Here is a 5,216-nt window from a genome sequence, read left to right on the forward strand (position 1 = left end):
GGTGTAGGCGACGACCAGGACGAAGACGATGTTGAAGATGCGGCGGCTGCCCTGGACGCCGTTCACCATGGGGATGGTCGCCAGGATGATGGGTACGGCGCCGCGCAGCCCGGCCCAGGACATCAGGGTCTGCTCCTGCCACGGCACCCGGAAGGGCAGCAGGCTGACCACCACGCTCAGCGGCCGCGCCACCATGGTCAGCGCCAGGCCGATGACGAGGGCGGGCAGGACGTCGTCGCCCAGCTCGTGCGGGGTGACGAGCAGACCGAGCAGCACGAACATGCCGATCTGCGCGATCCAGCCGAGCCCCTCGGCGAAGCCGCGCGTGGCCGGCCAGTGCGGCAGCTTGGCGTTGCCGAGCATCATCGAGGCCAGATAGACGGCGAGGAAGCCGCTGCCGTGGGCGAGCGCGCCGGTGGCGTAGGCGGTGACCGAGATCGCCATCACGGCGATCGGGTAGAGGCCGGACGCGGGGAGCGCGACGTGCTTGAGGCCCCAGGAGCCGAGCCAGCCGACCGCGAGTCCGATGGCCGCGCCGATGGCCAGTTCCAGAGCTATCTCGCCCACCAGGACGTACCAGTGCGCGACCGGGCCGGACGTGGAGAAGGCGACGACGAGGATGACCACCGGGGCGTCGTTGAAGCCGGACTCGGCCTCCAGCGTGCCCGTCACGCGCGCGGGCAGGGGGATGCGGCGCAGCACCGAGAAGACGGCCGCCGCGTCCGTGGAGGAGACCACCGCGCCGATGATGAGCGACTGCCGCCAGTCGAGCCCGCTGAGATAGTGCGCGCCCGTCGCGGTGACCCCCACGCTCACCGCGACACCCACCAGCGCCAGCACGGAGGCGGCCGGGAGGACCGGCCGGATCTCCTTCCACTTCGTGCCCAGACCGCCCTCGGCGAGGATCACGACCAGGGCGGCGTAGCCGATGATCTGGGTCAGCTCGGCGTTGCTGAACTGCACGTGGCCGAGGCCGTCCTGACCGATGACGACGCCGATCCCGAGGTAGACGAGCAGGCTGGGGAGCCCGCTGCGCGAGGAGATCCGGACCGCTGCCACGGCGGACAGCAGGACGAGCGAACAGGCGAGCAGGAGCTGGTTGAGGTGGTGAACAGTCAGCGGCGGTTCCTTCCCCGAGTTCTCCGGACTCTCCGGTTACTTCGTTACCTTACCTAACTCTTGACGCTTTCTTGACGCTTCCCGGGGCAAGATCGAACGCCCGTCCGCGTTCGGACCCGACTCCGCGTCAAGTGCCATCGGGCCCTGCGCCTATGGTTGCTCCAGCACTCCAGTACCGCCTGCCGCTCGCGTTAGGACAGCAAGGACAGCGATGCCCCCCAACACCACCGCCTCAACGGGTGACAAGCCCGGCAAGTCCGGCAGGAAGAAGGGGCGAAAAGCCCGACTGATCGGGCTTGTCCTGGTTCTGGCCATCATCGGAGGCATCGCCTACGGGGCCTACTGGTCGATCAGCACGGTGCGCGCCTCCTTCCCGCAGACCAAGGGCTCCATCACGCTGCAGGGCCTGTCCGGACCCGTCGACGTCAAGCGCGACGGCTACGGCATCCCGCAGATCTACGCCTCCTCCGCCGCCGACCTGTTCATGGCGCAGGGCTACGTCCAGGCGCAGGACCGCTTCTACGAGATGGACGTCCGCCGGCACATGACCTCCGGGCGCCTGTCGGAGATGTTCGGCAAGGGCCAGGTCAAGAACGACGAGTTCCTGCGCACCCTCGGCTGGGACCGGGTCGCCAAGGAGGAGTACGACAAGAAGCTGTCGGCCTCCACCAAGAAGTACCTCCAGGCGTACTCCGCGGGGGTCAACGCCTACCTCAAGGGCCGGGACGCCGAGGACATCTCCCTGGAGTACGCGGCCCTGGGCTTCACCAACGACTACAAGCCCGCCCAGTGGACCCCCGTCGACTCGGTGTCGTGGCTGAAGGCGATGGCCTGGGACCTGCGCGGCAACATGCAGGACGAGATCGACCGCGCCCTGATGACCAGCCGCCTCGGCCCCAAGCAGATCAAGGACCTGTACCCGGACTACCCGTACAGCCGCCACAAGGCGATCGTCACGCAGGGCCAGTACGACACCCTCACCAAGACGTTCCAGGGCGGCGGCGCCGCCACCACCGGCACCTCGACGGGCACGGGCACCTCGACCGGCGCCTCCGGCACCTCCGGAACGACCGGCACGGCCGGGACGACGACGGGGACCACGGCCGGCACCACCGGCGGCACCGGGACCACCGGCACGGCCTCCGGCTCGACGTCCGGCACCTCCGCGGGTTCCGGTTCCGGCGTGCAGGGCCAGCTGATGGGCCTGCACGACGTCATGGACAGCCTCCCCACGGCCGTCGGCGTCAACGGCAACGGCATCGGCTCCAACTCCTGGGTCGTCTCCGGCAAGTACACGATCACCGGCAAGCCGCTGCTGGCCAACGACCCGCACCTGTCGGCGTCGCTGCCCTCGGTCTGGTACCAGATGGGCCTGCACTGCCGCTCGATCTCCAGCGCGTGCCCCTACGACGTCACCGGCTACACCTTCGCGGGCATGCCCGGCGTGGTCATCGGCCACAACCAGGACATCGCCTGGGGCATGACCAACTCCGGCGTCGACGTCACCGACCTGTACCTGGAGAAGCTCAGCGGCGACGGCTATCTGCGGGACAACAAGACGGTGCCGTTCAGGACGCGTCAGGAGACCATCAAGGTCGCCGGCGGCTCCTCCAAGACGATCGTCGTGCGCGAGACCGAGAACGGCCCCCTGCTGTCCGACCGTGACGACGAGCTCGTCAAGGTCGGCAAGAAGGCGCAGGTCAACACCGCCGCCCCGGACCGCGGCGACGGCTACGCGATCGCCCTGAAGTGGACCGCGCTGCAGCCGGGCACCACCATGGACGCGGTCTTCGCCATCGACAGGGCGAAGGACTTCACCGGCTTCCGCTCCGCGGCCGCGCTGTTCGACGTGCCCTCCCAGAACCTGATCTACGCCGACACCGAGGGCAACATCGGCTACACGCTCCCCGGCCGCATCCCCACGCGCGCGAAGAACGACGACGGCTCGATCCCGGCGCCCGGCTGGGACTCCAAGTACGACTGGACCGGCTACATCAAGCAGGACCAGCTGCCCTACGAGTACAACCCCAAGCGCGGCTACATCGTCACCGCCAACCAGGCCGTGATCGACCCGGACAAGTACCCGTACACGCTGACCACGGACTGGGGCTACGGCACCCGCAGCCAGCGGATCACCGACCTCATCCAGTCGAAGATCGACGGCGGCGGCAAGATCTCCACCGACGACATGCGCCAGATGCAGATGGACAACAGCAGCGAGATCGCCAAGCTGCTGGTGCCCCAGCTGCTGAAGATCGACCTCAAGGACAAGGACGTCCGCCGGGCGCAGAAGCTCCTGGAGGGCTGGGACTACACCCAGGACGCCGACTCGGCGGCGGCCGCCTACTTCAACGCGGTCTGGCGCAACATCCTCAAGCTGGCCTTCGGCAACAAGCTGCCCAAGGAGCTGCGGGTGAAGGGCCAGTGCCTGTGGGTCGAACCGGCCGACAACACCGGCCCGGTGGACGAGGCCACCAAGGTCCGCGAGTGCGGTGAGCGCGACGCCGACCAGGCGCAGCCGGACGGCGGCGACCGCTGGTTCGAGGTCGTGCGCAACCTGATGGACGACCAGAACAGCGACTGGTGGAAGACGCCGGCGTCGGGCACCCGCCCCAAGGCCGACAACCGCGACGAACTGTTCGCGCGCGCCATGATCGACGCCCGCTGGGAGCTGACCGCCAAGCTCGGCAAGGACATCGACACCTGGAGCTGGGGACGGCTGCACCGGCTGTTCCTGAAGAACCAGACCCTGGGCACCGAGGGCCCCGGCTTCCTGCAGTACGTCCTCAACCGCGGCCCCTGGAAGCTCAGTGGCGGCGAGGCCGCGGTCAACGCCTCCGGGTGGAACGCGGCCGGCGGTTACGGCGTGGTGTGGGTGCCGTCCATGCGGATGGTGGTCAACCTCGCCGACCTCGACAAGTCCAAGTGGATCAACCTCACCGGCGCCTCGGGGCACGCCTTCAGCGCCCACTACACCGACCAGACGGGCAAGTGGGCCAAGGGCGAACTGCTGCCGTGGTCCTTCTCGCCGGACGCGGTCGACAAGAGCACGAGCGACAGGCTGGTGCTCAAGCCGTGACCGGCTGAGCACCCCCGGCCGGCGACCCGCGAAGGCCCTCCACGCGCGCGTGGAGGGCCTTCGTCATACCGGCTCGTCCCGCTTGTCGTACCGGCTCATGCCGTTCGACCGGCCCGCCCGGCCGTCAGGCGCCGGGAGTGGTCCCGCCGCCTCCCGTGAACCGCCGTACCCCCGACGGGGTGACCACCGCCTGCACCGGCCGGTCGTGCGGCTCCCCGGGGACGTGCCCGACGACCTCGGAGTCGTACAGCAGCACCACCAGCGCCGGAGCGGCGCCCGCCCGTTCCAGACGCGCGAGGACACGGTCGTAGGAGCCTCCGCCGCGCCCCAGCCGCAACCCGCGTGTGTCGACGGCGAGCCCCGGCAGCAGCACCACGTCGGCGGACGTCACCGCGTCCGGACCGAGGCGCTCCCCGGCCGGCTCGAACAGCGCCATCCTGCCGCCGTGCCGCACGCGCGCGAGGGAGCCCTCGCCGCCGTAGGCGCCCCAGTCCAGGTCGTTGTCGGGCAGCAGCGCGGGCAGCAGGACGCGTACGTCCCGCGCGCGCAGCGCGTCGAGCAGGGCGAGGGTGCCCGGTTCGGTGCCCACGGAGACGTACGCCGCCACCGTGCGCGCCCGGGCCAGCTCGGGCAGCTCCAGCGCGCGCCGGGCCAGCGCGCCGGCCGCGACGCGTACGTCGTCGGCGGTCAGCGCGTCGCGCGCCGCGAGGAGGTTCCGCCGCAGCGTCCGCTTGGCGGGCCCGGTCGTACGTCCCGTGTGGCTCAAGGTGTTTCCGCACCCTTTCTCGTCCGGTCGGTCACCGTATTCTCGCCCGTTTCTCATCCACCGCCGCGACCGCTCATGTGAGAGCCAATGAACCGGAGGCAAAGGTTCCACGCAATGTCAGCGGATAAGGTTGCGGGCATGACTCAGTCGCACCCCAGGATCACCAAGGCGGTCGTCCCCGCGGCCGGTCTCGGTACCCGGTTCCTGCCGGCCACCAAGGCCACGCCCAAGGAGATGCTGCCGGTCGTGGAC

The 5,216-nt window shown here is 69.7% G+C and carries 3 protein-coding genes and 1 pseudogene; 2 read left to right on the forward strand and 2 right to left on the reverse strand.

What is annotated here, in order from left to right; all coding sequences use genetic code 11:
- Nucleotides 1–1,119, reverse strand: a 1,119-nt coding sequence (locus tag IE249_RS34565) for a potassium/proton antiporter (protein ID WP_229859954.1), incomplete at its 3' end; no start/stop codon positions are given.
- A 211-nt stretch (nt 1,120–1,330) separates the two neighbouring features.
- On the opposite strand from IE249_RS34565, the gene IE249_RS34570 reads away from it, so the two are divergent.
- Entirely contained in the window at nt 1,331–4,198 is a 2,868-nt protein-coding gene (locus IE249_RS34570) for a penicillin acylase family protein (protein WP_189711328.1), read from the forward strand.
- A gap of 124 nt (nt 4,199–4,322) precedes the next feature.
- Here the strand turns inward: IE249_RS34570 and IE249_RS34575 are convergent, their stop codons facing one another.
- A complete protein-coding gene (locus IE249_RS34575) occupies nt 4,323–4,964 on the reverse strand; it encodes a 5-formyltetrahydrofolate cyclo-ligase (RefSeq protein ID WP_229859949.1) in 642 nt (213 codons plus the stop codon).
- 138 nt (nt 4,965–5,102) lie between these two features.
- On the opposite strand from IE249_RS34575, the pseudogene IE249_RS34580 reads away from it, so the two are divergent.
- A pseudogene (locus IE249_RS34580) lies at nt 5,103–5,216 on the forward strand (UTP--glucose-1-phosphate uridylyltransferase); the annotation flags it as partial.

Source organism: Streptomyces anandii JCM 4720, from assembly GCF_014650655.1.
Classification (GTDB): Bacteria; Actinomycetota; Actinomycetes; order Streptomycetales; family Streptomycetaceae; genus Streptomyces; species Streptomyces anandii.

Coding starts and splice junctions, on each gene's coding strand:
- IE249_RS34570 (WP_189711328.1), top strand. CDS start 1,331: ATGCCCCCCAACACCACCGCCTCAACGGGTGACAAGCCCGGCAAGTCC.